Here is a 24,249-nt window from a genome sequence, read left to right as displayed (position 1 = left end):
GACATGACACAGCCTGTTCATTGTGAAATCGCCGTTATCGGTGCCGGCGGCGTCGGGGTCGCTACGGCACTCTGGCTGCGTCGCCAGGGTTACCAGGTCGTCTTGCTGGAACGCGATGCGATTGCCAGCGGTGCGTCCTACGGCAACGCCGGCACCCTGGCACCGTATGGCGTGATGCCGATTGCCCAGCCGTCGCTGCTGAAGGCCATTCCGTCACTGCTGTTTTCGAAGGAATCACCTTTCGTCATCAACTGGGCACGCTTGCCGCAGTTGATGCCATGGCTGTTGCGGTTTCTCAATGAATGTCGCGCTTCGCGCTGTGAAGCCAACACCCTGGCTTTGAGCAAGATTCTCCAGCACACCTACAGCGGTTATGCGCCGCTGCTGGCCGACGCTCCGCTGGCCGACCAACATTTGCGTCACAACGGTTGCATCTATGCCTACGGCACCGAGCAAGGTCTGGCCGGCGCACAATCGGCCATCGAGTTGCGCCGCTCCATGGGCATTGCGCAACAACTATTGAACGCAGCGGATGTCGAGCAACTGGAACCGGCCCTGGCAGGCAAAGCGGTCGGCGGCATCCTGTTTCCCGAATCGTCGCACATGGATGATCCGCGCGCCTTCATCGAAGCGCTGGCCGAGCCGCTGATCGCCGAAGGCGCATTGCAGCAAGCGACGATCACCACCGTGCAACGCAAGAGTGACGGCCTGTACCTGAACAGCGCCGAAGGCAAAAGCTGGCGGGCCGACCGCGTCGTGCTGTGTGGCGGCGCCTGGTCTGCGGCACTGGCGCGGCAAGTGGGCGATTACATTCCGCTGGATACCGAGCGCGGGTATCACATTGAATTCGACCTGCAAGACACCCTGCTCAACCGCCCGTGCTGCCCGGTGGAAAGTGCGTTCTACATGACGCCCATGGCGGGCCGGCTGAGGGTAGCGGGCACGGTGGAACTTGGCTCGATCAACGACCCGGCCAACCCGAAACGCTTCGACTACCTGGAGCGCCATGTGCGCCGGGTCATGGGCTTCACCCAACCGGTTTCGCGCAAGTGGCTGGGGTTCCGTCCTTCCCTGCCCGACTCGCTCCCGGTCATCGGCCCATCGCCGAACGAACCGCGATTGATCTACGCCTTCGGCCATCAGCACCTGGGCCTCACTCTGGCCGGGGCCACCGGGCAGTTGGTCGCCGACTGCATCGCTGGCAAGGCCCCTCAATGGCTGGACAGCTTTTCCGTGCAACGCTTCTGAGCAACGCCTTTTGACAGGAGAACCATGAATGCAAACCATCGAGCGCAAACAGACCAACCAGCGCATGAGCCAGATCGTCATCCACGGCAAAACCGTGTACCTGGCCGGACAAGTGGGCGAACGCCATCACGATGTTGCCAATCAGACCCGCGATGCGCTGGCGCGGGTCGATGCATTGCTGGAGCAGGCCGGTTCATCCAGGCAGCACCTGCTGCAGACCACCATCTGGCTGGCCGACATGGCGGATTTCGCGGCGATGAACACCGTGTGGGATGCCTGGGTGCCGACCGGGCAAGCACCGGCCCGTGCCTGTGGCGAGGCAAAACTGGCCGATCCAGGGCTTTTGGTCGAGGTAATTGTCTGCGCGGCAAGGGCCTGAGCACTACCACTTCGGACTGGTGATGCATCGATAGGGGGAACTCTCGGCAATCACCGCGCATCCTAACAGGTGAGATGTTTCCCTTTTTGCTGCACGCTTTCAGAGGACACCGTCATGCGCCGTCTGATTATCATTTCTTCCCTTGTGCTGTGCTTACCGTTCGGCTCCGCAATGGCCAAAGTGGATGCGGGCGACGTCGCCACTTCAGCCGGGGTCTCCGCCTCGCTGTACTCGACGTTCAAGGATCACAAACTGATGATTCCCGCCCGGGATGACGCCTCCAGCTTCGTGGCCAGTGGCGGCGCGATTCGCGGCGTGTATCTGGAGCAGGTCCTGCAACGGATCCGTCAGGAAAATCCCGGCCTTAACGCAAGCGACGAAGACCTGGCTCGTGCCATTCTCGTCCAGGAAGGCGTTGCGGCAGGTCAATAAGACACGTCAACCCGTCGGTGGGGCTGGTGAAACCCGAACAGCGTTTCCGGCCCTGCCTTGCTTGCGACTTAACGCGCCCAGCCCGCCACCAGTTGCGCACTGATGCTGACCCCGCCGCACACCACAATCACGACGTCGTGGGTCTCGGCGATTGCCGGGTGATCCAGGTAAGCGATTGCCAGAGAAACCCCGCAGGCTGGCTCGACCAATTGGCGCAGATCGCTGGCGTAACGCACCACGCCCATGATTGCTTCCTCGTCGCTGAGCACCACGCATTCGTGGGCAAAGTCGACAATGTGCTGTACCGGCCACGCGGCCACCAGGGTTGCGCCCAGCGACCGGGCGACGGTGTCGATCCGTGGGAATTTGACTGGGTGCCCGGCACTGACAGCAGCGGCAAAAGACGCTGCCCCTTCTGTCTCGCAGGCGATGATCCGGCAGTCCATGCGCTTGTGGCGAATCAGTCCGGTAAGAATCCCCGCCAGCAACCCACCGCCGCCTACCGAGGTCACCAGCGCGTCGACCTGCGGGCAATCCTCAAGAATCTCATCGATCATCGTGCTGTGCCCCTCCCACAAAACGGGATGGTCGAAGGCCGGCACGTATTCGGTGTCCGTGCCTCGCGCCAGCTCCTTGGCCCGCAGATTGGCCTCGTCCCAGACCTTGCCATGGACGATCACCTCGGCACCGGTTTTCCTGATCTTGTTGCGGGTGGATTCCGGGGTGGTGTTGGGCACGACAATGCAGGCCTTCAACCCCAGGCGGGCGGCGGCCACAGCGGTGGCGAACCCGGCATTGCCGCCAGAAGGACAAACCACTTTGCGCTTACCCTGCGCGGCTGCCTGACCGCACAAAAGCCCGATGCCGCGCAGCTTGAACGAGCCGCTTGGTTGCAGGTTTTCCAGTTTGAGCCAGATGCGGCGGGTTGGGGTCGACAGGTCTGGATGCAGGATCAGCGGCGTTCTGATGTGAAGCATTTTCGGCTCCTGTTGCACACCAAAGGCCCGTCGAGATTTTCAGCGGGCCCGTGGTGAACGGTCCTTCTCCAAGCTTAGCCCACCCCGCAACAGCATTTCCTTTCAGCGATAACGCGGCGCCGCCGTGGAATGGTCACCACTTCGCCATTGGCCAGGCCCACCAGCGCAGCGTCGACCATCTCGTCCACGGGCATGACGATTTCCTGGGGCAGGTTTTCCAATCGCAGCCTGCGACAGCTCCTACAATTAACGGTGTATCCATTGTTGGAGACGCCATGAAAATCTCAGCCCGACTGGCGTTTTTCGCCATCGTCACCACCCTCGCCTACATCGGCATGGCCATCTGGGGATTGGGTGGCTTCGGTGCTTTTTTCTCCCACGGTGCGCTGGTGGTTGTAGCGCTGGCGACGCTGGTCATGGCCATCGCCTCACTGTTCACCGAGGTCAACCTGAGTTCCGGCGAGCGTGAAGACCGCGCCAACCGCTGGGTGATTCCGGCCTTCGGCGTGCTTGGATTATTGAGTGGTTTCTTGCCGGCCTATACCGACCGCATCGACTTCTGGACCTTCGGTGGCGAAGGCATCCGTTGGCTCGGGGCACTGCTGTTCATCATCGGCGGTGCGCTGCGGTTGTGGCCGGTGTTTGTGCTGGGCAAGCGCTTCAGCGCACTGGTGGCGATACAACCGGGGCACCAACTGGTCACCGATGGGATCTATCGCCACCTGCGCAATCCGAGCTATCTGGGGATAGTGGTCATCGGCGTGGGTTGGGCGCTGGCGTTTCGCTCAGGCGTTGGATTACTGCTGGCGGCGTTGACGATGATCCCACTGATTGCGCGAATTCATTCGGAAGAAGCGTTGTTGCGGGCGCAGTTCGGCAGTGAGTACGAGGCTTACTGCGCACGGAGTTGGCGGCTTGTGCCGAGGGTCTACTGAACACGCAATCCCCTTGTGGGAGCCAGCCTGCTGGCGATGGGGGCGTTTCAGTCGACATTGATGTCAATGTTATGCCGCCAACGCCAGCAGCCTGGCTCCCACAGTTAGAGGGTGTGCAGGCTGAGGTTCTGTGCACCCGAACGGGCTTCGATCAGTTCATAACTGGCCAACGTCGCATGTGCCGTCTCGATCGGCTCATCATGCGTTGTCGTCACAATCAATAAATCCGCTCCGGCCGCTTGCGCGGCAAGAATCCCCACCGTTGCATCTTCAAACACCAGACAATCGGTGATCTGCACACCCAATCTTTGAGCGGCCAACCGATAACCTGCCGGGTCAGGTTTGCCGACACTGACGTCTTCGGCAGTGACCATCACATCCGGCTCGGGAATCCCCGCCGCCGCCATGCGCCGCAACGCCAGCGTTCTCGGTGCGGAGGTGACGATGGCCCACTGATGAGCCGGCAGCGACTTGAGAAACTGCACCGCGCCGGGCACCTCTTCAACCCCTTCGACATCTTCTATTTCCGCCTCGGTGATCCACGCAGCTTCTGCTTCAGCATCGACACCGGGCAACGCCAGGCGCTTGATGGTATCGATGGCGCGGGCGCCGTGAATGGTCGGCAGGAACGTTTCGACATCGACACCGTGGCGCACGGCCCAGTGCGTCCAGACCCGTTCGGCGGCGGCAATCGAGGTGAGGATGGTGCCGTCCATGTCGAACAGGAAGGCGCGGTATGGCGTGTTGAAGACCGAGGGTTGAGCGGACAAGGGAAACCTCGCAGGTGCCGGGGCGGATGTGCCGGGCAATGTAGCATTGCGAGGGGGTTGAGGGCACAGCCGATCAGTGGCGTTTCTTCGACGCGAACGCAGCGTTTACGCAGTCCAGCAGCGAACCGATCGCCCAGGGTTTCTTGATGAAAGACACTGGATGACGAACGCCGGAGCTTTCCGGCGTTTCGTAGCCGGACATGATCATGATCGGCTTGTCCGGCCAGCGATCACCGAACTGGTTGGCCAGGTCCGCGCCGTTTAGAGTGCCGGGCATGGTGATGTCCGTCAGCAACAGCCCGACCTGATTGGCATGTTGTTGCAGGTACACCGATGCGGCGTCCGCGCTGACGTGTGGTTCAACCACAAAACCTTCTTCCTGAAGAATTTCACAGAGAAATTCCAGGATCAGCGGGTCATCCTCAACCACCAGAATAAACCCGCCTGGAAGATCTGCGCCCGTCGTCGATACTCGACTCATGACCTTGCCGCTCCCTGATTGCACCTATGATTTCGCGGGCTTGAATCCGCGGCTTACAGGTATGAGCAGCGGACTCGGCGGAAATTCATTTTTGATACAGGGAGACGACGAAATCAGGCGTCCTGGAGGATCAGGTCAGCGCCCTTCTCCGCCACCATCAGCACGGCTGCGTGTGTATTGCCGGATGTCACGTTGGGGAAAATCGACGCATCGACGATGCGCAAACCGCCCAAGCCATGAACCTTCAAACGCTTGTCGACCACCGACTTCTGCTCATCCGCACCCATCGCGCATGAACCGCACAAGTGATAGATCGAACCGCTGTTTTCGCGGAAGTACTGCAACATTTGCTCGTCGGTGTTGACCACCGGGCCGGGCAGCACTTCTTCGACGGTGATGTCCTTGAGCGCCGGCGCCTGCATGATCTTGCGCATCAGGCGACTGCCCTGGATCACTTCGTCGATGTCTTTCTGGGTGCTCAGATAGTTCGGGTCGATCAGCGCTGCATCACGCGGGTTTTTCGAGGCAATGGTGATGTGCCCGCGACTGGTCGGCCGGCACGGGTTGAAGCACAGCAGGAAGCCTGAGTACGGCTCGGGTTTGAGGCTGGCCTTGTTGTTTTTCGGGATCTGGTACGACAGCGGGTTGAAGTACAACTGCAGGTTCGGGTTGGCCTGTTGCTCGTCGCCGCGAAAGAAACCACCGGCCTGGTTGACGCTCATCGCCAGTGCGCCCTTGCGGGTAGTCAGGTACTTCAGGCCAAGCTTGAACTGACCGAACAACGAACTCAGCTCATCGTTGAGCGTTGGGATATTGGCCTTGTAGTAGTAACTGGCGCACAGGTGATCCTGCAGGTTTTGCCCCACCGCCGGCAGATGCTTGACCAGCGGGATGTGGTGTTTGGCCAGCAGCGCCCTATCGGCGACGCCGGACAACTGCAAAATCTTCGGTGTGTCCACGGCGCCGGCGCAGAGAATCACTTCCTTGTTCGCGGTGAAGGTGCGCACCACACCGTGCTGGGTAATGGAGATCCCGGTGGCACGCTGCTGGTCATCGAACAGCACACGGTCGACCAAAGCGTAATGCTCGACGGTCAGGTTCGGCCGGCTCAGCGCCGGATGAAGATGGGCAAAACTGCTGGAACTGCGCTGGCCGTTGCGGGTGTTGACGTCATAGATCCCCGCGCCTTCGAATTTCGGCCCGTTGAAGTCATCACTGTGCGGATAGCCCAGCTCATCGCAGCCCTTGAGGAACACATCGCAGATCGGATGGGTCTGGCCCTTCATCGGGGTGATGCTGATCGGCCCGCTGCCGCCGTGGTATTCGCTGTCGCCCAGCGGATGGTTTTCCAGTTTGCGGAAGTACGGCAGCACGTCCTTGAAACCCCAGCCGTCGTTGCCGTTGGCCGCCCAGTCATCGAAATCGTGAGCCTGGCCACGCACGTAGATCATCGCGTTGATCGAGCCCGAGCCCCCTTGGACCTTGCCGCGCGGCGCGTAGATTTCGCGATTGTTCAGCTGCTTTTGCGGACGGCTGTAATACATCCAGTTGAAGGTCGGGTTGTAATACATTTTGGCGAAGCCGACCGGGATCTTGAACCACAGCGAACTGTCTTTCCCGCCCGCTTCCAGCAGCAGCACCGTGTGTTTTCCCGAGGCCGAAAGGCGATTGGCCAAAACGCAGCCTGCGGCGCCAGCGCCAGCGATGATGTAGTCGTATGTCATGCACGGTTACCGCGTAAGTCGTTGTACAAAAATCGGATGGACGATGCGATCCCCTGTGGGAACCGCGTCAGGCCTGTCAGCCCCTGGCCGGCGATGTGTCTTTTACATCCGCCGGGGTCGGCGCCATTTGCAGGTGCAACCGCTCGCCGGTGTACGGCGAGTGCTTGCGCACCACGTCCATGTTCAGCTCCACGCCAAGGCCCGGCTCGGTGGACGGGATGATGTAGCCGTCCTCCCACTGCAACGGTTTGGTCAGGACTTCGGCATGGAACCCTCCCCAGGTCATGATGCTTTCCTGGATCAGGAAGTTCGGCGTGCAGGTGGCCAACTGGAAACTCGCGGCGGCACCAATCGGCCCGTTGTAGAGGTGCGGGGCGATCTGCGCGTAATAGGCTTCGGCCATGCTGGCGATTTTCTTCGCCTCCAGCAGACCGCCGCAGCGGGCGACGTTCATTTGCAGAATCGAGGCGCCGCCGGCCTGCAACAACTTGAAGAATTCGTACTTGGTGGTGAGGCGCTCGCCAGTGGCAATCGGAATGCTGGTCTTCGCCGCCACTTGCGCCATGGCGTCTTCCTGGCCCGGCGGCACCGGCTCTTCAAACCACAACGGATCGTATTTCTCCAGGCGCTTGGCCAGACGGATTGCCGAGGACGGCACCATTTGCCCATGGGTGCCAAACAGCAAGTCGCACTTGTCGCCCACCGCTTCGCGGATCTTGCGGCAGAAGGTTTCGCAGCGCTCCAGCACTTCCAGCGAAATCTGGTGCCCGGAGTACGCGGTGTACGGGCCTGCCGGGTCGAATTTCACCGCGGTGAAGCCTTTGTTCATGTTCTCGATGGCGCACTCGGCGGCCAGGTCCGGGTCGTCGTAGTCGTACTCGCCCTTACTGTTGACCGGGTACAGGTAGGTGTAGGAGCGCAGGCGCTCGTTGACCTTGCCGCCCAACAATTCATAAACCGGTTTGTTCGCCGCTTTGCCGATGATGTCCCAGCAGGCCATCTCCAGGCCGCTGACCACACCCATCATGGTCAAGTCCGGGCGCTGGGTGAAACCGCTCGAATAGGCCTGGCGGAAAAAGCGCTCGATGTGGTGCGGGTCCTGGTTCAACAGGTAGCGTTCGAACACGTCTTCGATGATCGGCAGCATGGCTTTGGGGCCGAAGGTTGCGGCGTAGATTTCGCCCACGCCTTCGATGCCGCAATCAGTCTTGAGCTTGACGAAAAGCCAGTACATGCCGCCGATGTGCGGCGGTGGTACGGCGACGATATGGGTTTCAAGGGCGACGATTTTCATCTCAGGCACCTGTGCGGTTCGAAGTTTTACGGTTGATACGTGCGCGCAAGGTCAGGGCCGCGAGGGTCCCGAGCAGGCCGACGAAAGCGATGTAGCCGAAATACAGCTTGTAACCAAAGGCACCGGGGAAATGCTCGGTGAGGTAGCCGTTGATCAACGGAATGAACGCGTCCGGCAGGTAACCGACCACCGAGACAATGCCGATGGCCAGGCCGGTGATGCGCAGTGGAATGTTGCAGGTATCGAGAATCGCCCAGTACAGACCGCGAATGGCGTAGGTCATCAGGCCGATGAAAATCACCGTGCCGATCAGCAAGCCCATGCTGTTGAGCGCCGGGAACACGATCAGGCCGACCATTGCCAGCGACGCGAGAAACAACGCCACGACCAACACTGAGATGTTCGAGAACTTGTCACCCAGCCAACCGCCGCCAATGCCGCCAATCGGACGCATCCACAATTTGATGGTGGTGATGGTGCCGGCCATGACCGCGGTCATGCCGCCGCCCTGCAAGTAATCCGAGAAACTGTAGGTGGCCCAGAAGATGTGATAACCGCAGAACACGATCGCGGTGACCAGCCACAGCTCGGGGATTTTCACCAGGGTGGTCAGGTCGCTGAGCAGGTTGAACGTGCCCTTCTCCACTGCCGCGGTTTCTTCCATCGACTTCGGGTCCTTGATCAGCACCAGCACACAGCCGATGGCGATACAGGTGAAGGCATAGAGGTAGATCACGTGCTTGAAACCTTCGGCCGCCGATTCGCCACGGGTTTCAGTGGCGAAGGCGAACAGGCCCAGCGCGACCGTCGCCAGCAACGCTTCGACCAGACCGCGACCGCCATCGAGAATGCCGAAGAAGCGGCCCTGCTCGGAGTGCAGGGCAACCATCTTGACCCGCTTGAGCACCGAGGCCCAAAAGGTCAGGCCGGTGGTCAGGCCCCAGCAACCGAAGATGATCATCAGGCCGGTCATCGATGGCGCGGTGGAGTACCACAGGCCCAATGCGCCGGTCGCGACCAGCGAGAAGAAAATCAGGAAGCGCGGCGCAATGCGGTCGGCCAGCCAGCCGCTGGGCAGATAGGACAACAGGAAAATCGTCCCGAGCATCGAGTACAGATAACCCAGCTCACTGTGGTTGATCTGGAACACTTCGAGCATGGTGGTCTGGTAGACCTGGCGCAGGTACAGGATCGGATAGATCGCACCGGCGGCGAGCACCAGCAGCATCAGTTGGAAATAGCGACTTCCCTTGTCGCTGTGGCTTTGTGTACCCGCGTTCGAACCCTGAACAGCGGCAGCAGTGGATGCATGCTTGGACATCGAGTAGACCTCTGGCGCCCGGTGGTCCGGGCGGCCGTGTTAATTGTTTTTATGGGTGCAGCGTGAGGCGTGTTGCCGGTGAATCAGTACTTCATCACCACAAGTCGGGTCTGGGTGAATTCGAGCATGCCGTGCTTGCCGTCATCGCCGCCCAGGCCCGAGCGTTTCCAGCCGGCGTGGAAGCCCTGGTACGGGTCGGCCGGGGTGCGATTGACGTACAACTCGCCGGCCTCGATGGCATTGGCGACTTTCTGCGCGGTGCGGTAATTCTCGGTGTAGAGCACCGAGGACAGGCCGAACTGGTGATCGTTGGCCATGGCCAGGGCTTCGTCGATGTCGCGGTATTTGAGTACCGGCAGCACCGGGCCGAAGATTTCTTCCTGGATGATTTCCATGTCCTGGCGGCAGCCGCTGAGCAGGGTCGGCGGGTAGAAATGGCCATTGCCTTGCGGGATGAAACCGCCGGTTTCCAGTACCGCGCCGTCGGCGATGGCGCGCTCGACCATGGCGTGGATGTTCTTTTGAGAACTGGCGTTGACCAGCGGCCCCATCAGGCTGGCGTCGGTGGAGCGATCGCCGAATTTCACGGCGCTGATTTTTTCTTTCAGCAGGCCGAGGAATTTGTCGTAGACGCTTTCCTGCACATAAACCCGCTCGACCGCCGTGCACAACTGGCCGCAGTGAGTGGTCTTGGACGCGACGATGGCGCTGGCGGCGGCTTCCAGATCGGCATCGGCCTCGATGATCGCCGGTGTCTTGCCGCCCAGCTCCAGCGACGGCTTGGCGATGTTGGCCTTGCAGTAATCGAGCACGATGCGCCCTGCATTGACGCTGCCGGTCAGGGTGATCAAACCCACAGCTTTATGGGTGCAAACAGTCGCGGCGGTGCCGTGATCCATGGTCAGGATATTGACCACACCGGCCGGCAAGCCGGATTGCTGCACGGCCTTGGCGATTTCGAACGCCGAGGTCGGCGTGTTGTTGCTCGGACGCACGACCACAGTGTTGCCGGCAATCAGCGCCGGGGCGATTTTGCGCAGCAAGGTGTAGACCGGGTAGTTGAACGGAATCAGGCAGGCAACCACGCCAATCGCTTCGCGGTGCAGGAACAGGTTTTCGTTCGGGCTGTCGCTGGGAATGATCTCGCCTTCGATGCGGCGCGCCCATTCAGCGTGGTAACGGGTGATCTGCGCGGCATAGCGGGCTTCGTTGCTGGCATCGCTGACGCTCTTGCCGGACTCGGCGGCCAGGGCTTCACCGATGTTCACCGCGTTGGCGTCGAGGGCATCGGCGAAGGCGCGCAGGTAGTCGGCGCGTTCGATGCTGGTGAGTTTGCCCCAGGTTTTCTGCGCAGCGGCTGCGGCTTCGACGGCAGCTGTCGCCTCGCCGGTGGTCGCTGCCGAAACGTGGCCGACCAACGCTTCGGTCGCCGGGTTATAGACCGCGATCAGCGCCTCGCTGGCAGGTTCGGTGAAGTGGCCGTTAACAAAATTTCGCTCGAGTCGCATGTGAATCGCCCATCGTTGTTTTTATCCAGTCCGGGCAGTCTTGGCGCCCGGCGCGTGTTGGACAAACGATTTATTGAGCGGTGTAACATTCGAAAAATGCAGATTACTCAGAAGCACACCGAGATCCCTGTGGGAGCCAGCCTGCTGGCGATGGCGACCATACATTTGCCATCAATGTCGACTGAATCCACCGCTATCGCCAGCTGGCTGGCTCCCACAGGGGGTACTGCGGTGTTTAGACAGCTGCGGTAGACGGTTCAAGCTGCCGTTGCGCCAACCAGATCTCCTCCTGCAACCACTGGCTGAACACCTGCAATTGCGGCAGCGACTGCTCGGGCCGGGTCACCAGCCAGTACGACTGATGGCCTTCGACATGCACGTTGAGCACTTGGGTCAACTGACCGCTGGCCAGTTCCGGCGCGACCATGTGCCAGTCGGCGATAGTGATGCCCAGGCCGTCGGTGGCTGCGCGAATCGCCAGGTCGAGCAGGTCGAATTCGTACCCGCCCTGGGTGTCGACGCCACTGATACGCGCAGCGTCCAGCCAGTGCTTCCAGGTCAGGTAACGCTGGTCTTCCCGGGCCAGTACATGCAACAGCGTCAGGCGGTTGAGGTCGATGCCCTGCTCGGTCCATTCCCGGGCATACAGGGTCGGCGCGCACACCGCGATGTGCCGCTCCTGATACAGCAGCGAACTGTCCAGGCCGTCCCATTCGCCGTCGCCGAAACGGATCGCGCAATCGAGCGTACTGGTTTCCGCCAGACTGTCCTGCAAGCGCGTGGTGATGCTCAATTCCAGCTCCGGATGCTTCTCGCGCAGGCGCCCCAATCGCGGCATCAGCCAACGGTTGGTGAAGGTGGGCGGCGCATTGATGTGCAAGCGGTTGGCGTGAGATTTCTGCTGGATGCTGCGCACCGTCAACTCGATCTTGTCGAAGGATTGATGCAATGCCCGCAGCAATACCCGGCCGGCGCTGGTCAGCTCCAGATGGTGATGTCGTCGCTCCAGCAGGTTCTCGCCCAACTGCTCTTCCAGCTGCCGCACCTGACGGCTGACGGCACTCTGGGTGACGTTGAGCAACTCGGCGGCGCGGGTGAAGCTGCCAGTACTACCGGCCACTTCGAACGCTTTGAGCGCATTCAGGCCGGGCATTTTGCGTTTCATGAAAGGCTCTCAAGGACCCGTGACGAGGCGGCAAGGATCCCATGCGAGCGGCACATTGTCCTACAGGATTTTTTCAGTAACATGCGTTCGAGGAAGGTTTCAGCGGATTTTTAATCGTTTGTTCATCCCGACGCAGATCGCAAGACTTGGCGGCATCTCTAATAAAAATAAACGAGAACTGCCACATGCCCTTCCCTGCTTCTTTGCGCCTCAGTCCTTCGTATCTCGCTCTACTCTGCACCTTTGCGGCCCCGGCCATGGCCGTGCAAGTCACCGACAACCTCGACCTCGGCGGCGCCGTTCGTGCTCGCTGGGACTACGATCCGGATCGCGACATCCAGAAATTCGGCCTGGACACGGTATTCCTCAGCGCCAAATACAACTCCGACGGCTGGATCGGTGAGGCCCAGTACCGCTTCTACGGTCGCTCGTATCCCTACCAGTACACCAAGAACTACGGCGATATCCAGTTCGCCAAGTTCGCGTGGGTCGGCTACAAGTTCAACCCCGAGCAACAGGTGCAAGTGGGCCTGAACACGGTGCCGTTCGGTTTGCAGCCGTACTTCGGCAGCACCTTCTACGAAACCCTGGGCAACGTCATTGGCCTGGAAGACGTGCAACAGGTCGGCGCCAAATACGTCCAGCAATCGGGCGACTGGAACGTCCAGGCCGGCTACTACCTGCGCCCGGCGTGGCAAGGCAAAGGCACCAGCAATGGCGTCACTTACTCCAGCGTGGTCTCGGAAGCCGACAGTTATGTGGCCGACGGCAGCGACAATCAGGAGCGCAACACCGTGGTGCTGCGCGTGGCCAAGGCGCTGGACCTGGGGCCGTGGAAATCCGAGGTCGGTCTCTCCGGCCTGACCTCGAGCCTTGAGAACCGGGACACCAATAATGACAGCCGCCGCAATGCCGTGGCCGTGCATTACCTTGGCAAGAACGGCCCGTGGGGGGTGCAGTTGCAGGCAGCACGACAGCAGATGTCACCGCGCAATCCCGGCACCGATGAAGTGGTCACCCTCGGCGGTTACGACGGCACCTACAACGTTGCCAGCCGCGGCAATCTGTACGTGGCGGACCTCAGTTACGACGTGGCCGGCAAGTACCTGTTCGATCAGGTGAGCGGGGTGAAGCTGTACGCCAACTACAGCGCCTTCGACAAATCCGCCAGCGACTTCGAGACTTCGGAACGGGTGATCCTCGGCACATCGTTCTCCCTGAGCAAACTGTGGATCGCCACTGAATGGATATTCGGCAAGAACGATCCCTACATTGGCGGCAGCAGCTACACCCAGAGCCTGGGGGCTGGCGGGACGGATCATTGGGAGAATCAGCTGTACATGAACATCGGGTACTACTTCTGATCCTGATTGTTTGCGGCTCCTGAGGACGCTTTCGCGAGCAGGCTTGCGCCCGTTTCGTTTCAGATCAGCAGCGATTTCAGGTCGTTGTACAGCGCCTCGGGAATCTGCACGCCCTCCACCAGACTGCGCACCCGTGCCGCATAACGTCGTTGTGACGGCAAGCGTGCGCCCTGCCCTTCGATGTCCTCGAACAAGGTTTCGGCCCTGGCCAGATGTTGTTCGGTGGCGTCGCCCAAAAAGCGCCGGGGGTCCAGGGCGATAATCAACTCGCCATGGTACGGCGACGACTTGCTGCCCGCGTCGTAAGCCAGTGACTCGGCGCTGGTCAGGTCGCCGATCAGCGGCCCGGCGATCAGCTCCACCATCGCCGCCAATGCCGAACCCTTGTGCCCGCCGAACGTCAGCATCGCGCCGCTGTCGAGCACCACGTTGGCATCGGTGCTTGACTGGCCCTGTGCGTCCACGCCCCAACCCTCGGGAATCGCCTTGCCGGCCCGGCGGTGCAACTCGATGTCGCCACGGGCAATCGAGCTGGTGGCGAAATCGAACACAAACGGGTCACGCCCCGCACGCGGCCAGCCGAAGGCGATGGGGTTGGTGCCGAACACCGGCACGCGCCCACCGGCAGGCGCCACCCAGGCATGGCTCGGATTACACGCCAGCGCCACCAGCCCGGCAGCGGTCAGTTGTTCGATCTCCACCCACAGTGCCGAGAAGTGCACACAGCGATTGATTGCCAATGCGGCAATGCCATTATCGCGCGCCTTTTGTGCCAGTAACGGCAAACCGGCCTGAAACGCCAATTGCGAAAAACCACCGCCAGCATCCACCCGCACGATCGAAGGCGCCTGGTCGATCACCTGCGGCTCGGCATCAGCCGACACCTTGCCGGCCCGCAGGGAATTCACGCAGCCCAGAATCCGGTACAAACCGTGAGAGGCACAGCCATCGCGCTCACCGGCAATCACCGTCGCCGCCACCGCTTGCGCATGGGCCAGATTGAAACCGTTGTGCAACAGGATCGATTCGGCCAGCTCGCGGGCCTGGATCAGGGTCAATCGAATCATGGTCATCTCCTTGAACAGACCGTTCAGGGTGGTCTAACCGGGGCGAGATGGCTTGATGGCTTTGGCCGTTGGCGACGACGAAATCGGCACAGCGCTGATGCGCCTGCGGGAAAACGCCAACTCGGTGGCCCAGTACCGCGGCGCATCCGTGGAAAATGCCCGTTTCACCCATCGCCTGGAAGTGGCGCTGGAGAACTTCTGGGCGCTGGTGAAAAAGCTCATTGCCCGAAACGATCCTGATCAGCGTCGGCCACAATGCCTCGCTGGTGCGTTTCCATCGGCAAGTCCTGGAACTGCAAAACGAGGCGCAGTGGGTGCAGCGAAAGGTCAAAGAAGCGGTGTGAACTTGCAGAGGCGCAAACAATAGGCGGTTGATTCGTCGGGCACGCAATGATGTATGCAACCGCACCGGACTTTTTCGTCTAGCGTGGATGGAGTGCGTTTATATGACCCAATCCCTATGAGATGGAGTTCGATGATGAAAACTTTCGCTTCCTGGCTGACGATTTCACTGTTGAGTGTATTGCTTTGCGCCTGCGCCGCGGTCGATGCCGGGAGCGGTGGCGCGGGTGAAATGGAGATTCGCTCGGGCAAGATCGAGCAGATTTCGCAGGTTCAGATGCAGACTAATCACGACAGTGGCGTCGGGGCGATCCTCGGCGGTATTGGCGGCGTTGCCCTTGGCAGTTTGATCGGGCGTGGCACTGGCCGGGATGTTGCGATGGTCGCCGGTGCCCTCGCGGGTGCGGCCGGCGGTAACTACGCAGAAAAGAAACAATATGACCAGCCCAAGGATGCGCAGCAGATCATCGTTCGAACCCACAGCGGCGTACTGGTTTCGGTGACCCAACCGATCAATCCGTCACTGACCAAAGGCATGAACGTTTATGTTGAAGGTGCCGGCAGCGAAGCGCGTGTGGTGCCCCAGGGTTAGTCCGTTGTCCTGCCCGGTTAAACGGCAGGCTCAACGCCCCCCGCACTCGACGCACGAAATACCGTGTCCCTTGCGAATTTCGCAATAAACGACTTTTCATCCGCACATTTGTAGCCGCTTAGTTCATGGACAAGCCGGTACATTAGACCTCCATGGTCCCGCAGAGCGACCGACAACAAAACCTACAGCTCGCCCCAAAAATCTGCCAACCATTCGGAGTCTTTCCATGAGCACATTGCGCACTACAGCTTTCAAACTCGCGAGCCTGGCCCTGTTCATCGGTGGCGCCACGCAGGCCATGGCCGAGGACATCACATTCGTTTCCCAGGGCGGTGCCTACCAGGAAGCGCAGAGCAAGGCGATTCTCGAGCCAGCCGCGAAAAAGCTCGGCCTGACGCTCAAGCAGGACAGTTCACCGAAGGCCTACCCGATCATCAAGACCCAGGTCGAGAGCGGCAAGGTCACCTGGGACGTGGTCGACCTGCCTACCGGGGATTGCATCCGGGGCGAGGCTGAAGGCCTGTTTGAGAAGCTCGACCTGTCGCTGATTCCCAACGCCGCTCAGATACCCGACAGCCTCAAGGACGAATACAGCGTCGGTTACATCAGTTACTCCACGGTACTGGCGTATCGCACAGACGCCTTCAAAGGCGACAACGTACCCAAGACCTGGGCCGATTTCTGGGACACCAAGAAGTTTCCAGGCCAACGTTCCCTGCGCAACTTGCCGCGCCCGACCCTGGAAATCGCGTTGCTGGCGGACGGCGTGCCGGTGGACAAGCTCTACCCCCTGGACGTTGATCGCGCTTTCAAGAAGCTCGAACAGATCAAGCCCGACATCGCCACCTGGTGGACGTCCGGTGGGCAGTCGGCGCAGCTGATCAGCGACGGCGAAGTGGACATGATTCAGGCCTGGAATGGCCGTATCACCGCTGTACAGGCCGCCGGCGCACCGGTGGCCTTCGATTACAACCAGGGCGTACTGGAAACCAACTCGCTGTGCGTACTCAAGGGTTCCCCGCACAAGGTCGCGGCGATGAAGTTCGTCAACGAAGCCATCGATGCCAAGCTCCAGGCAGCACTGCCGATGATCATCGATTACGGCCCCCTGAATCCCGAGGCATTCAAGACCGGTGTGATTCCTGCCGAGCGTGAAGCCAAGCTGCCGTCCTCCCCCGAGAACATCTCCCGCCAGGCCCTGCTCTCGGCGCAATGGTGGGCCTCGCAGGATGGGGTAAAGGCAGAAGAGCGCTGGCTGGCCTTCGTCCAGAAAAAATAACGGTCGATTGTTGCTGCGCCGCGGGCCAGACGCCTCGGCGCAGGACATGCCGTCTGCCTCCCCGATTTCGACATAAAGCACTTCGGCACCGGCTAATTCCACCCGCTTCGTTCGTTGGCATCCCGGTACATTAGGCCTGAGGGTCCCGCAGAGTGACCTGTGCAGACAGCTCGCGCTCACCCTAAGTACCTGCCCACCATTGGGAGTTCCTTACATGACACTATCCGAGCATCTTGCAGTCCGAGAGGACGATTGCCGCCAACACTGTCCGCCAGCGCTGGATCCCCTCCAGCCCCCTGCAGTGACGAGAGGTCTTTATGTCTAACGCCTATCTCGCCAAATCCATGCCCGACTCCAGCGACCAGCCTCAGCCGCCGTTGACCAGCGAAGACGCCCTGGCCCGCGAAGAGCGCAAGGAACATACCTCGATGCTGTTGCTGCTCACCCCCGCGCTGGTGATGGTGGTGGTGCTATTGATCATGCCGCTGTGCTGGCTGGCCTTGCAGTCGGTCCAGACCGAGGAAGGGTTTTCCCTGGCCAACTACATCCGGATTTTCCAGGAAACCATCTACTGGGACACCTTCGCCCTGACCTTCAAGATCAGCTTCATGGTGACCATCCTGTCGATCGTGATGGGCTTCCCCATCGCCTACGCCGCCTCGCGTCTGCAGGGCTTCTGGGCCAACCTGATCCTGATTTGCGTGATCCTGCCGTTCTGGACCAGCGTACTGGTCCGCGCCTATGCCTGGCTGGTGCTGTTGCAACGCCGCGGGCTGGTCAACCAGACGCTGATGGACCTGGGCATCATAGACCAGCCCCTGACGCTGATGCACAACACCACCGGCACGGTGATCGGCACCCTGCACGTGATGCTGCCCTTCATGGTCTTGCCGCTGTATTCAGTGATGAAGAAAATTCCCCAGGACCTCATGCAAGCCTCGGAAAGCCTGGGCGCAAAACCCTTCTACACCTTCCGCCGCGTGTTCCTGCCAATGGCTGCGCCCGGGATCATGGCCGGTTCGATCCTGGTCTTCGTCATCTGCCTGGGCTTCTTCATCACCCCTGAACTGCTCGGTGGCGGTCGTACGATCCTGGTGTCGATGCTGGTGCAGCGCAACGTCGAGCTGTACCACGCCTGGGGCGCCGCCAGCGCGGTCGGCCTGGTGCTGCTGTTCGTGGTGTTCCTGATTTTCTGGGGCATCAACCGCTTCATTCCCATCGAACGCATTCTGGGAGCTCGCTAAATGAACCTGCTTGCTAACCTGCGTCACCTGCGCCTGTCCCACGTGCTGTTCACCGTGGTGGTCGCGGCGATCCTGCTGTACCTGATCATCCCGGTGTTGATCGTGGTACCCATGTCGTTTTCCGAAGCTCGCTTCCTGCAGTTTCCGCCCAAGCAATGGTCTTTCCATTGGTACGAGGCGTTCTTCAACAGCGTGGAGTGGATGTCGGCGGCACGGGTCAGCCTGATCACGGCATTCTTCACCATGGCGATCAGCCTGCCGATCGGCATGGCAGCCGCCTACGCCATCAACAACTCGAGCCTGAAGGTGGTGCGCACGCTGCAGATCATTCTGCTGCTGCCGATGATGGTGCCGATCATCCTGATCGCGGCCGGCGTGTTCTTCGTGTATGCCCGGGTCGGTCTGATCAGCACGCTGACCGGGCTGGTGCTGGCGCACATCATGCTCGCCCTGCCCTATGTAATCATCGCGCTGCTGGCCGGTTTGCGTAACTTCGACATGTCGCAGGAAATGGTGGCGCGCAGCCTGGGCATGAACCGCTTCCGGGCGTTCATGGCCGTGACCCTGCCGCAGATCAAGCCGAGCGTGGTGTCGGCCACGCTGTTCGCCTTCATCACCTCGCTGGATGAAACCGTGGTCGCCTTGTTCATCTCCGGTGGCGACAACCAGACCCTGACCAAGCGCATGTTCACGGCGCTGCGCGATGAGATCGATCCGACCATTGCCGCCATCAGCTCGATCCTGATCCTGGCCTCCCTGATCCTGGTGTTGATCGCCGGTCGCAACAAGCAGTAATCACACTCGCAGAAACGACGTTGCCCGCCTGGGTGGTGCGCCGGACATGATCAATGTCCGGCGCACCACCCAGGCGGGCAACGTCGTTTCCGGGGCTTCGTTACGGACCGGTCGATCACGCGCCACTCGGCCACTTCCAGCCCCAGCACAGCCTGCCGTCACGCGCCCGATTTCAGCATCTATCACCCGTGCGCAGGCTCATCTCGGCATCGGCCACTGGACGGGGCTTTTTACAATGGACCCATCGTTCGTACCCTCAAGGCCCTGATCATGTTGAAAAACCAACTGCGTGACCCTTCCCTGCTTGTCGAACGCGCCTACGTCAACGGCGCCTGGATCGAGGCCGATGACGGCGCGACAATCGACGTGACCAACCCCGCCGACGGCAGCGTGATTGCCCGAGTGCCGGCGTTGCAGGCCACTGAAACCCGCCGTGCGATCGAAGCCGCGCAAGCGCGCTTCGTTGCCTGGCGCGAAGTGCCTGCCGCCGAACGCGCGCGCTATCTGGAGGTGTGGTTCAGCCTGATCATGGAAAACCAGGAAGACCTGGCGCTGATCATGACCACCGAACAAGGCAAACCGCTGACCGAGTCCCGCGGCGAAATCGCCTACGGCGCCAGTTTCGTCAAGTGGTTCGCCGAGGAAGCCCGACGCATCTATGGCGACACAATCCCTTCACCAGCCGCCGACCGGCGGATTCTGGTGCTCAAGCAACCCATCGGCGTCGTCGCGGCCATCACGCCCTGGAACTTCCCGAACGCGATGATCACCCGCAAATGCGCCCCCGCCCTGGCGGCCGGTTGCACGGTATTGGTCAAGCCATCGGAGATGACCCCGCTGTCGGCCCTGGCGCTGGCGGTGCTGGCTGAGCGCGCGGGCATCCCGGCTGGCGTGTTCAACGTCCTGACCGGCCTGCCAGCAGGGGTCGGCGGCGAGATGACCGCCAACCCCGATGTGCGCAAACTGTCGTTCACCGGCTCCACCCGGATCGGTCAGTTGCTGATGAGTCAATGCGCCGCCACCATCAAACGCCTGAGCCTGGAACTGGGCGGCAACGCGCCGTTCATTGTCTTCGACGACGCCGACCTTGACCTGGCCATCGCCGGCGTCATGCAAAGCAAGTTCCGCAACGCCGGCCAGACCTGCGTCTGCGCCAACCGTATCCTGGTGCAGGACGGCATCTACGACCGTTTCGCCGAACGCCTGAGCGCTGCCGTTGCCGAGTTGAAAGTCGGCGACGGCCTGCAAAGCGGTGTCACCATCGGGCCTCTGATCAACGCCGCTGCCGTGGACAAAGTGGCACGGCACATCAACGACGCGCTGGAGAAAGGCGCGAGCATCGCCATCGGTGGCATCCCGCAAGGCGAGGGACTGTATGTGCAGCCGACCGTGCTGCGCGACGCCAACGCCGACATGCTGCTGGCCACGGAAGAAACCTTCGGCCCGGTGGCTCCGCTGTTCCGTTTCAAGGATGAAGCCGAGGCGCTGACCCTGGCCAATTCCACGCCCTACGGCCTTGGCGCGTACTATTTCACCCAGGACATGCGCCGCGCCTGGCGCGTGGGTGAGCGACTGGAGTTCGGTATGGTCGGACTCAACACCGGGATCATCTCCATGGAGGTGGCGCCCTTTGGTGGCATGAAGCAATCGGGCACCGGCCGCGAAGGCTCCAAGTACGGCCTGGACGAGTTTCTCGAGGTGAAGGCCTGGCACATCGGCGGCCTGGGCTGATCGAGGCAGGCGTAAAGCAGCCTGTGGCCCCCCACTCGCGTCGGACGGCAGATCCTGTTGGTCCGGCGCCCCAAAACGGCACGAATCAGGCCCACGCCTGTGTTCAGATAACCATCAGGCTTATCGGGCAATCCCTGGTTCTACAGAGGACGACGCTTCATGAATTTCACTGAAGGTTTTGAATCGGTCAGCGTAAACAAGGTGTGCAAGCACTACGGCAACCTCAAGGCTTTGAACAACGTCGACCTCAAGGTCGAAGCCGGGGAGTTCATGTCATTGCTGGGCCCGTCCGGTTCCGGCAAGACCACCTTGCTGAGCATTCTGGGTGGTTTCATTCGGGTCAGTTCCGGCAGCATTTTATTCGGCGAGCGCGATGTCACGCTGATGCCGCCGCACAAGCGCGAAATCGGCGTAGTGTTTCAGAACTATGCGCTATTCCCCCACATGACCGTTGGCGAAAACGTGGCCTTTCCGCTGCGTGCCCGTGGCGAAAGCGCCAGCAAAAGCCGCGACCGGGTCAAGAGCGCCCTGGCGACCGTGGAGCTGTCCGGCTATGAAGACCGCAACATCGCGGCACTGTCCGGCGGGCAGCGCCAGCGCGTGGCCCTGGCCCGCGCCATCGTCTTCGAACCCAAGCTGATCCTGATGGACGAGCCGCTGTCGGCCCTGGACAAGCAACTGCGCGAAATCATGCAAATCGAGCTGCGTGCCCTGCACAAGCGCCTGGGCGCGACCATGATCTACGTGACCCACGATCAGCGCGAAGCCCTGACCATGAGCGACCGTATCGCAATCATGCGCGGCGGACAGCTGGTGCAGGTCGATACACCGCGCCGCCTGCACGACCATCCGGCCGACGATTTCGTCGCCAGCTTCATCGGCGAGAGCACCCTGGTGCCGCTGCAACGCAGCGCGGACAACGGTTTGACCCTGGGCAGCACAGCCCTGCGCACCACCCGCCCGGTGCCGGCATCGGGGGATGTGTTCCTGGCCCTGCAATCGGAAAAGCTGCTGCTGGACAACGCCAGTTCGGGGCCGGAATGGAACCGTCTGCGTGGTCGCGTGGCCGACATCGTTTTCCAGGGTGAAAGCCTGAAAGTGTTCGTCGACCTCGAAGGCGGGCCAACGGTCAGCCTGCGTCAACCCAGCCACCACGAAGGCAACCTCAGCCTGCCGCCCATTGGCGCACCCATGATGATGCGCCTGCACCCGGAAGACACCATCGTCGTGCCACGCGCCGGGGTTTGATTCACCCAGAACCTCTCGGCCCGTAGCAGCACGGTTTGTCGGCGTCAGCCATTCAAGGTCCCGCCGACAAGCCGCACTGCCACGGGCCGATGTCGTTTCTGGCGCAAACGATACCCGGCGCCCCGCGCAGCGAAATATTTCGTCACACCCCTGCAAAAAAGTCGATCACAGCAGCCGACGCCCCAAGTTCAGCGCTTGTGGTTCCGGGCAATCCTTATCCTGATCACATCACCCGCCACCTTCGGCGTTCACGGAGATCGAGATGAATTCTGCACTGACTGAAAACCAACGCCTGCTCGCCCTGCGCGAACACCATGTACCGCGCGGTATAGCCACCGCCCATCCGGTGGTCGCGGCGCGCGCCCAGGGCGCCGAACTATGGGATGTCGATGGCAAGCGTTACCTGGACTTCGTCGGCGGCATTGGCGTGCTCAACATCGGCCATAACCATCCGAAGGTGGTCGAGGCCGTGCGCCGACAGGTCGGCAAGATCTCCCACGCCAGCTTCCAGGTAGTGGCCTACGAGAATTACATTCAGGTAGCCGCCCGCCTGAACAAACTGGTCGGCGGTGACGCCCACTACAAAAGCGTGTTGTTCACCTCCGGTGCCGAAGCCGTTGAAAACGCGGTGAAAATCGCCCGTGGCCACACCAATCGCACGGCGGTGATTTCCTTTCGCGGTGGCTTCCACGGCCGAACCCTGCTGGGCGTGACCCTGACCGGCATGAGCCAGCCATACAAGCAGAACTTCGGCCCCTTCCCCGCTGAGATCTATCACGCCACCTACCCCAACGCCTACCGCGGTGTCAGCAGCGAAGACGCGCTGGCCGAGCTGGACGAATTGTTCGCCACCGACGTGGCGCCGGATCGTGTCGCCGCGATCATCATCGAACCGGTCCAGGGCGATGGCGGCTTCCTCGCCGCGCCCAAGGAATTCCTGCAAGCCCTGCGCGCCCGCTGCACTCAGCACGGCATCGTGCTGATTCTCGACGAAATCCAGGCGGGTTTCGGCCGTACCGGCACGATGTTCGGTTTCCAGCATGCCGACATCCAGCCTGACCTGGTGACCGTCGCCAAGAGCCTGGCCGGCGGCATGCCGCTGTCTGGCGTGGTCGGTCGCGCCGAGATCATGGATGCGCCAACCCCGGGCGGCCTCGGCGGCACCTATGGCGGCAACGCCGTAGCTTGTGCCGCGGCGCTGGCCGTGCTGGACCTGTTTGAAGAGCAGGATCTGCTGGCACAGGGCGAGATACTGGCAGCCCAACTGCGTGACGGGTTGCTGGCCTTGCAGAAACGTTATCCGAGAATCGGTGACGTGCGCGGCCTGGGCTTCATGCAGGCCATCGAAATGGTCGCCGACGATGCCGCCCGCAGCCCCGATGCAGCACTGGCGCAAAAGGTCATCGATGAAGCCCGGAATGCCGGTTTGCTGGTGATCAAGTGCGGCGTGCATCGCAACGTGGTGCGCTTCCTCGCGCCGCTGGTGACCACGCAGGAGCAAGTGGCAGAAGCCTTGCAGATGCTCGAAAAAGCGTTAGCCACCGCCTGCTGAACGCAGTAACAGCAACACCCGGCCCGACCTGCCCCGGCAGTGTCGGGCTCCGGGTTGAATCATGATGGAACCGGCATGGCCTACTCAGGAGCAAGTCATGAGAGTCACCCATTACAAGGCGTTGGGTCTGTCCTTCGGCACGTTGGTTGACCGCGAACGGGGCATTCTCGAAGGCCTGCGACCGCTGGCGGTGCAAAGTGAATCCAGCGCCAGCGATGCGCAGTTGCTCAGTCGTTATCGACAGGTGGCACAAGAGCTTGCCAGCAGTGCCCCGCAGATCAGCGCAGCCGCTTTTCACGGCCAGCTTTACCATCGTGTGGCGCAACAATTGCAAATCATTCCGGGCTGGGATGAAAGTGTGGCATTTAGTAACTCTTCATCCCTGTGGCCGATTTTTGAAGACGCGCCAGGTGCCCTCCAGTACTTGGGCAAGTTCTACCGCTTGATACTGATCGCCCCACCCCAGGGTATCGATGTACTTGCCCTGGCCCGTCGCCTGCCGGTCGAATTCGATGCAATCATCGAACCCTGCGACGAAGATTGGCACAACAGCCTGGAAGGCGAGTTGCATCGCCTGGGGTTGGAGCGTTCGGAATTGTTACCGGTGCGCAGCACGGAAAGCGATGATCCGTGGAATGAACGGGTGGATTTTCCGGTCTGCACACTACGTCGCGGCCATGACCAGCCGTGGAACCATTCGCCTCAGGCAATGGACGGCAAGCGCTGTGAATACGCCAGCCTCGCTGACCTGGCCCATGCCCATCAAAAGGCATTGCACGCCTGAGTACGACGGCCCTGATT

General features: G+C 61.2%; 24 protein-coding genes. 14 read left to right on the top strand and 10 right to left on the bottom strand.

Annotated features, from left to right (window positions below):
* The first annotated feature begins 3 nt into the window (after window positions 1-3).
* The 3 genes from ACNYC6_RS26345 (at window position 4) to ACNYC6_RS26335 (ending at window position 2,059) form a co-directional block, all read left to right on the top strand.
* The gene (locus tag ACNYC6_RS26345; protein WP_419709848.1) at window positions 4-1,248 is read left to right on the top strand and encodes an NAD(P)/FAD-dependent oxidoreductase; all 1,245 of its coding nucleotides are present in this window, start codon (window positions 4-6) and stop codon (window positions 1,246-1,248) included.
* A gap of 28 nt (window positions 1,249-1,276) precedes the next feature.
* The gene (locus ACNYC6_RS26340) at window positions 1,277-1,627 is read left to right on the top strand and encodes a RidA family protein (RefSeq protein WP_419709847.1); all 351 of its coding nucleotides are present in this window, start codon (window positions 1,277-1,279) and stop codon (window positions 1,625-1,627) included.
* A 114-nt stretch (window positions 1,628-1,741) separates the two neighbouring features.
* A complete protein-coding gene (locus ACNYC6_RS26335; RefSeq protein WP_419709846.1) occupies window positions 1,742-2,059 on the top strand; it encodes a DUF2388 domain-containing protein in 318 nt (105 codons plus the stop codon).
* 68 nt (window positions 2,060-2,127) lie between these two features.
* Here ACNYC6_RS26335 and ACNYC6_RS26330 read toward each other — a convergent pair whose 3' ends face one another.
* Window positions 2,128-3,036, bottom strand: a complete 909-nt coding sequence (locus ACNYC6_RS26330) for a pyridoxal-phosphate dependent enzyme (protein WP_419709845.1) — start codon at window positions 3,034-3,036, stop codon at window positions 2,128-2,130.
* 275 nt (window positions 3,037-3,311) lie between these two features.
* Here ACNYC6_RS26330 and ACNYC6_RS26325 point away from each other — a divergent pair, with 275 nt between their 5' ends.
* Complete coding sequence (locus tag ACNYC6_RS26325; protein WP_419709844.1) at window positions 3,312-3,971, top strand: methyltransferase family protein; 660 nt, start codon at window positions 3,312-3,314, stop codon at window positions 3,969-3,971.
* Between the two features lie 104 nt (window positions 3,972-4,075).
* Here the strand turns inward: ACNYC6_RS26325 and ACNYC6_RS26320 are convergent, their stop codons facing one another.
* The 7 genes from ACNYC6_RS26320 to ACNYC6_RS26290 form a co-directional block, all read right to left on the bottom strand.
* The gene (locus tag ACNYC6_RS26320; protein ID WP_419709843.1) at window positions 4,076-4,741 is read right to left on the bottom strand and encodes an HAD family hydrolase; all 666 of its coding nucleotides are present in this window, start codon (window positions 4,739-4,741) and stop codon (window positions 4,076-4,078) included.
* Between the two features lie 73 nt (window positions 4,742-4,814).
* Window positions 4,815-5,222: a response regulator gene (locus ACNYC6_RS26315; protein ID WP_419709842.1), complete on the bottom strand. Its 408-nt coding sequence runs from the start codon at window positions 5,220-5,222 to the stop codon at window positions 4,815-4,817.
* Between the two features lie 113 nt (window positions 5,223-5,335).
* Window positions 5,336-6,946, bottom strand: a complete 1,611-nt coding sequence (locus ACNYC6_RS26310; RefSeq protein WP_419709841.1) for a GMC family oxidoreductase — start codon at window positions 6,944-6,946, stop codon at window positions 5,336-5,338.
* A 76-nt stretch (window positions 6,947-7,022) separates the two neighbouring features.
* Window positions 7,023-8,240: a mandelate racemase/muconate lactonizing enzyme family protein gene (locus ACNYC6_RS26305; protein ID WP_419709840.1), complete on the bottom strand. Its 1,218-nt coding sequence runs from the start codon at window positions 8,238-8,240 to the stop codon at window positions 7,023-7,025.
* A gap of 1 nt (window position 8,241) precedes the next feature.
* The gene (locus tag ACNYC6_RS26300; protein ID WP_419709839.1) at window positions 8,242-9,561 is read right to left on the bottom strand and encodes an MFS transporter; all 1,320 of its coding nucleotides are present in this window, start codon (window positions 9,559-9,561) and stop codon (window positions 8,242-8,244) included.
* A gap of 83 nt (window positions 9,562-9,644) precedes the next feature.
* A complete protein-coding gene (gene aldA, locus ACNYC6_RS26295; protein WP_419709838.1) occupies window positions 9,645-11,069 on the bottom strand; it encodes an aldehyde dehydrogenase in 1,425 nt (474 codons plus the stop codon).
* Between the two features lie 235 nt (window positions 11,070-11,304).
* Complete coding sequence (locus ACNYC6_RS26290) at window positions 11,305-12,234, bottom strand: LysR substrate-binding domain-containing protein (RefSeq protein WP_419709837.1); 930 nt, start codon at window positions 12,232-12,234, stop codon at window positions 11,305-11,307.
* Between the two features lie 185 nt (window positions 12,235-12,419).
* Here ACNYC6_RS26290 and ACNYC6_RS26285 point away from each other — a divergent pair, with 185 nt between their 5' ends.
* Window positions 12,420-13,598, top strand: coding sequence for a hypothetical protein (locus ACNYC6_RS26285; RefSeq protein ID WP_419709836.1), 1,179 nt, complete (start codon window positions 12,420-12,422; stop codon window positions 13,596-13,598).
* Between the two features lie 59 nt (window positions 13,599-13,657).
* On the opposite strand, the gene ACNYC6_RS26280 is transcribed toward ACNYC6_RS26285, so the two are convergent.
* Entirely contained in the window at window positions 13,658-14,665 is a 1,008-nt protein-coding gene (locus ACNYC6_RS26280) for an Ldh family oxidoreductase (protein ID WP_419709835.1), read from the bottom strand.
* 33 nt (window positions 14,666-14,698) lie between these two features.
* Window positions 14,699-14,887, bottom strand: coding sequence for a hypothetical protein (locus tag ACNYC6_RS26275; RefSeq protein ID WP_419709834.1), 189 nt, complete (start codon window positions 14,885-14,887; stop codon window positions 14,699-14,701).
* Here ACNYC6_RS26275 and ACNYC6_RS26270 point away from each other — a divergent pair.
* The 9 genes from ACNYC6_RS26270 (at window position 14,887) to ACNYC6_RS26230 (ending at window position 24,232) form a co-directional block, all read left to right on the top strand.
* Window positions 14,887-15,009 (top strand): hypothetical protein, encoded by a 123-nt coding sequence (locus ACNYC6_RS26270; RefSeq protein ID WP_419709833.1) that lies wholly within the window; start codon window positions 14,887-14,889, stop codon window positions 15,007-15,009. The genes ACNYC6_RS26275 and ACNYC6_RS26270 overlap by 1 nt on opposite strands.
* A gap of 134 nt (window positions 15,010-15,143) precedes the next feature.
* Window positions 15,144-15,599, top strand: coding sequence for a glycine zipper 2TM domain-containing protein (locus ACNYC6_RS26265; protein ID WP_419709832.1), 456 nt, complete (start codon window positions 15,144-15,146; stop codon window positions 15,597-15,599).
* A gap of 226 nt (window positions 15,600-15,825) precedes the next feature.
* Window positions 15,826-16,878, top strand: coding sequence for an ABC transporter substrate-binding protein (locus ACNYC6_RS26260; RefSeq protein ID WP_419709831.1), 1,053 nt, complete (start codon window positions 15,826-15,828; stop codon window positions 16,876-16,878).
* Between the two features lie 317 nt (window positions 16,879-17,195).
* Window positions 17,196-18,122, top strand: a complete 927-nt coding sequence (locus ACNYC6_RS26255; protein WP_419709830.1) for an ABC transporter permease — start codon at window positions 17,196-17,198, stop codon at window positions 18,120-18,122.
* Window positions 18,123-18,917 carry an ABC transporter permease gene (locus ACNYC6_RS26250; RefSeq protein ID WP_419709829.1) on the top strand — a complete coding sequence of 265 codons (795 nt, stop codon included), beginning with the start codon at window positions 18,123-18,125 and terminating at the stop codon, window positions 18,915-18,917. It begins immediately after the preceding gene.
* Window positions 18,918-19,187: 270 nt separating this feature from the next.
* Window positions 19,188-20,648 carry an NAD-dependent succinate-semialdehyde dehydrogenase gene (locus tag ACNYC6_RS26245; protein WP_419709828.1) on the top strand — a complete coding sequence of 487 codons (1,461 nt, stop codon included), beginning with the start codon at window positions 19,188-19,190 and terminating at the stop codon, window positions 20,646-20,648.
* Between the two features lie 159 nt (window positions 20,649-20,807).
* Window positions 20,808-21,896 carry an ABC transporter ATP-binding protein gene (locus ACNYC6_RS26240; protein WP_419709827.1) on the top strand — a complete coding sequence of 363 codons (1,089 nt, stop codon included), beginning with the start codon at window positions 20,808-20,810 and terminating at the stop codon, window positions 21,894-21,896.
* 262 nt (window positions 21,897-22,158) lie between these two features.
* Window positions 22,159-23,448, top strand: a complete 1,290-nt coding sequence (gabT, locus tag ACNYC6_RS26235) for a 4-aminobutyrate--2-oxoglutarate transaminase (protein WP_419709826.1) — start codon at window positions 22,159-22,161, stop codon at window positions 23,446-23,448.
* 97 nt (window positions 23,449-23,545) lie between these two features.
* Complete coding sequence (locus ACNYC6_RS26230; RefSeq protein WP_419709825.1) at window positions 23,546-24,232, top strand: hypothetical protein; 687 nt, start codon at window positions 23,546-23,548, stop codon at window positions 24,230-24,232.
* The last annotated feature ends 17 nt before the right edge of the window (window positions 24,233-24,249 follow it).

Origin of the sequence: Pseudomonas sp. NFX224 (assembly GCF_048565165.1) — a bacterium.
Taxonomy (GTDB): Bacteria; Pseudomonadota; Gammaproteobacteria; order Pseudomonadales; family Pseudomonadaceae; genus Aquipseudomonas.
The sequence above is the reverse complement of the archived record's forward strand: the minus strand, read 5'-3'. Positions and strand labels throughout refer to the sequence as shown.

What these genes read in the sequence shown, in the direction of transcription:
- ACNYC6_RS26310 (WP_419709841.1), bottom strand. Translation starts at nt 6,946, where the DNA reads ATGACATACGACTACATCATCGCTGGCGCTGGCGCCGCAGGCTGCGTT.
- ACNYC6_RS26330 (WP_419709845.1), bottom strand. Translation starts at nt 3,036, where the DNA reads ATGCTTCACATCAGAACGCCGCTGATCCTGCATCCAGACCTGTCGACC.
- ACNYC6_RS26315 (WP_419709842.1), bottom strand. Translation starts at nt 5,222, where the DNA reads ATGAGTCGAGTATCGACGACGGGCGCAGATCTTCCAGGCGGGTTTATT.
- ACNYC6_RS26305 (WP_419709840.1), bottom strand. Translation starts at nt 8,240, where the DNA reads ATGAAAATCGTCGCCCTTGAAACCCATATCGTCGCCGTACCACCGCCG.
- aldA (WP_419709838.1), bottom strand. Translation starts at nt 11,069, where the DNA reads ATGCGACTCGAGCGAAATTTTGTTAACGGCCACTTCACCGAACCTGCC.
- ACNYC6_RS26240 (WP_419709827.1), top strand. Translation starts at nt 20,808, where the DNA reads ATGAATTTCACTGAAGGTTTTGAATCGGTCAGCGTAAACAAGGTGTGC.
- ACNYC6_RS26230 (WP_419709825.1), top strand. Translation starts at nt 23,546, where the DNA reads ATGAGAGTCACCCATTACAAGGCGTTGGGTCTGTCCTTCGGCACGTTG.
- ACNYC6_RS26340 (WP_419709847.1), top strand. Translation starts at nt 1,277, where the DNA reads ATGCAAACCATCGAGCGCAAACAGACCAACCAGCGCATGAGCCAGATC.
- ACNYC6_RS26290 (WP_419709837.1), bottom strand. Translation starts at nt 12,234, where the DNA reads ATGAAACGCAAAATGCCCGGCCTGAATGCGCTCAAAGCGTTCGAAGTG.
- ACNYC6_RS26280 (WP_419709835.1), bottom strand. Translation starts at nt 14,665, where the DNA reads ATGATTCGATTGACCCTGATCCAGGCCCGCGAGCTGGCCGAATCGATC.
- ACNYC6_RS26300 (WP_419709839.1), bottom strand. Translation starts at nt 9,561, where the DNA reads ATGTCCAAGCATGCATCCACTGCTGCCGCTGTTCAGGGTTCGAACGCG.
- ACNYC6_RS26345 (WP_419709848.1), top strand. Translation starts at nt 4, where the DNA reads ATGACACAGCCTGTTCATTGTGAAATCGCCGTTATCGGTGCCGGCGGC.
- ACNYC6_RS26275 (WP_419709834.1), bottom strand. Translation starts at nt 14,887, where the DNA reads ATGAGCTTTTTCACCAGCGCCCAGAAGTTCTCCAGCGCCACTTCCAGG.
- ACNYC6_RS26245 (WP_419709828.1), top strand. Translation starts at nt 19,188, where the DNA reads ATGTTGAAAAACCAACTGCGTGACCCTTCCCTGCTTGTCGAACGCGCC.
- ACNYC6_RS26250 (WP_419709829.1), top strand. Translation starts at nt 18,123, where the DNA reads ATGAACCTGCTTGCTAACCTGCGTCACCTGCGCCTGTCCCACGTGCTG.
- ACNYC6_RS26260 (WP_419709831.1), top strand. Translation starts at nt 15,826, where the DNA reads ATGAGCACATTGCGCACTACAGCTTTCAAACTCGCGAGCCTGGCCCTG.
- ACNYC6_RS26255 (WP_419709830.1), top strand. Translation starts at nt 17,196, where the DNA reads ATGTCTAACGCCTATCTCGCCAAATCCATGCCCGACTCCAGCGACCAG.
- ACNYC6_RS26285 (WP_419709836.1), top strand. Translation starts at nt 12,420, where the DNA reads ATGCCCTTCCCTGCTTCTTTGCGCCTCAGTCCTTCGTATCTCGCTCTA.
- gabT (WP_419709826.1), top strand. Translation starts at nt 22,159, where the DNA reads ATGAATTCTGCACTGACTGAAAACCAACGCCTGCTCGCCCTGCGCGAA.
- ACNYC6_RS26325 (WP_419709844.1), top strand. Translation starts at nt 3,312, where the DNA reads ATGAAAATCTCAGCCCGACTGGCGTTTTTCGCCATCGTCACCACCCTC.
- ACNYC6_RS26335 (WP_419709846.1), top strand. Translation starts at nt 1,742, where the DNA reads ATGCGCCGTCTGATTATCATTTCTTCCCTTGTGCTGTGCTTACCGTTC.
- ACNYC6_RS26265 (WP_419709832.1), top strand. Translation starts at nt 15,144, where the DNA reads ATGAAAACTTTCGCTTCCTGGCTGACGATTTCACTGTTGAGTGTATTG.